Source organism: Pseudomonadota bacterium, from assembly GCA_022361155.1.
Lineage (GTDB): Bacteria > Myxococcota_A > Polyangia > Polyangiales > JAKSBK01 > JAKSBK01.
On the sequence record JAKSBK010000232.1, the window covers coordinates 1 to 2,127 of the forward strand.

Sequence of the window (2,127 nt, forward strand, 5' to 3'; positions counted from 1 at the left end):
GACTCCGCGGGTATCTGTGAACCAGCGCCAGGACCCGGTGAGCTCACGGCGTTCGGGTGATGCCCCGAGGTGCTCGCGGGGTTGGCTTTGATGAACCTTATATTGGATGTCTTAATTCGCCACTTGTGTGATACAGCAGGACGAAGCGGCGGCGGAGCCGGCGGTGGGGCGCAGGCTGGCACCGCCGGATCAGCGCCAGTTGCTGGCGCCACTGGCGCCGGGCGCTGGTGCGCCGCAAGGACCTCTTGCACCATGCTCAGGGAGGCGTCGCCGAGTCCTACGCTGGTAGGTCGGGCTCCGGGGTGACTGGAGCGGCATGTTGCCCCACCCTTGCTCGAAGCTGCTTTGAGCCCCTACCACAGAAGGGCAGCACACAGGGCTCGAGGAGGCTCGGGACGTGGTGGCCCGTACGGATCGTACACCCAGCCCGTGTTCAGGTTCGTGCATCCCTGCAAGTACTTGTTCCTAAGCTCGGTCAGAAGGGCACTCAAGGCGCCAAAAGGATGGGTCGGCTCAGAAAGACAACCTTCGATGTCCAACAAGGTATCCGTCGAGTCTGCCCACTTAAAGATCCAGGTGATCGAGTAGTCTGTCAGGTCTTGGCAGCTCTGGACGCCCTCCGACAGCCTTCTGCTCAGCGCTGCCTGAAAGGAATCCGCCAGCACGGTCGCGTGGATCAGCGCCATCTCTTCGTTCGTCATCGCAACTTCCAGCACCCCCGCCTGATCTTCGAAGCGAAGCCGGCGCGGTTCCGCGATTTCGACCTCGTACCTGCATCTGTCGGGCAAGAAACTGCATACCCCTGCCATCCTTGTCACGAACGCCCTGAGCTCTCGCCCACCACCGGTATCGCCGTCGTGGCCACCGCAACCCGAAGACACGGCCAGGACCCAAGCCACTAGCACTAGCCACCGTGGTGACTTCCTCATCTACCGGCTTCGCTCCCTGCCCCGCTCCGGAACGGAGTCCAGTCCACATGGGTCGGAGCCCCTGTCCAACCGCATCGTATTAGCCCAGATCTTGCACCTGCATGCAGTAGTGCCGCAACAGGGTGTTTTGGTCGATAGGGGGCATCGTCGCTCCCGTGAACGCGTAGTCCCATAGGTTGACTCCGTTTGCATCGCTTTCCTGATCCTGACGATTGCCGGTGCCGTCCGGCATCGGAGCCCACCAGCCGGCGATAAACCAGCTATCCCAATTGGACGCGTCGGGGAACGCGGATCCGAGGCCGTTTTCATTGTTCGCGTCGTCGAGATCCCAGAATGCCCGAACAGCCAACTCGGGAAACCTGCCGTTTTGCACGAGGCCACAGGCATACGGAACCTGCGCGTTCTCGAAGTTGACGCCCCAGCCGATGGGCTGGGTGCCCGGATTGTTCGGGTCGAACCACGAGGCCATGGCCGAGTAGACAGCAAACCCCTCCGTTGTGGTGCATGATTCCCATTCGCGGTTGTCCGGACTGCTGATGCTGGTGCCGAAACTCCATTGTTGTAGACCGTTCGGCCACGAGCAGTCACCGATCTTCTGGCGCAAACACCGAGGACACCAGTTCGCGTCGAGCACCCTGATGGGCGAGAAGGGCATTTAAGTATGCGAAAGGGGGGTAGGCGCCAAGTAGCGTCACGGGTCGACCGGGGCTTGATGCGGGCCCAGGCTAGGATGGCGAGGGCGTTGGTGGCGGTCAACCGAACGGCGAGCGTCGGGGAGCACCTTTTCTGCGGGGCGCGACATGCACAGCTGCATCGGCTCGGCGGACCGGCGTTGGTCTCAGCTCCCCGCTCAGCTGCCCAGCGGCAAGCTCGACTGCCCGGGCGGGCTCGGAATGGAACGCGGTGGCGGGGATCTGGGTCCGAGGCCGTGGCGAGCCAGAAAGAGTTAATATTGACACCCATTTTAACTTGCATCGGGGGAAGAGTTAATTTTGACACCCATTTTAACTTGCATCGGGGGAGTCCCTGTGCCATGGTGAGGCTATGCCGACAGCGAGAGCGGAGCAGGTAAGCGTGGAGGTAACGCCTTGGTATCACGTGATGTCACGGTGCGTGCGAAGGGCGTTCCTGTGCGGTCAAGACCAGGTCTCGGGTAAGAACTTCGACCACCGCAAGGGCTGGCTGGCGGACAAGATGA

At 61.8% G+C, this 2,127-nt stretch carries 3 protein-coding genes; 1 reads left to right on the top strand and 2 read right to left on the bottom strand.

The window, feature by feature from the left end:
• Nucleotides 1–353 precede the first annotated feature (353 nt).
• Together MJD61_08870 and MJD61_08875 are read right to left on the bottom strand one after the other, a co-directional pair.
• Nucleotides 354–899: a hypothetical protein gene (locus tag MJD61_08870; GenBank protein ID MCG8555383.1), complete on the bottom strand. Its 546-nt coding sequence runs from the start codon at nt 897–899 to the stop codon at nt 354–356.
• 109 nt (nt 900–1,008) lie between these two features.
• Nucleotides 1,009–1,533 carry a hypothetical protein gene (locus tag MJD61_08875; GenBank protein ID MCG8555384.1) on the bottom strand — a complete coding sequence of 175 codons (525 nt, stop codon included), beginning with the start codon at nt 1,531–1,533 and terminating at the stop codon, nt 1,009–1,011.
• Nucleotides 1,534–1,973: 440 nt separating this feature from the next.
• On the opposite strand from MJD61_08875, the gene MJD61_08880 reads away from it, so the two are divergent.
• Nucleotides 1,974–2,127: transposase (locus tag MJD61_08880; protein ID MCG8555385.1), on the top strand; the 154-nt coding region annotated here is incomplete at its 3' end.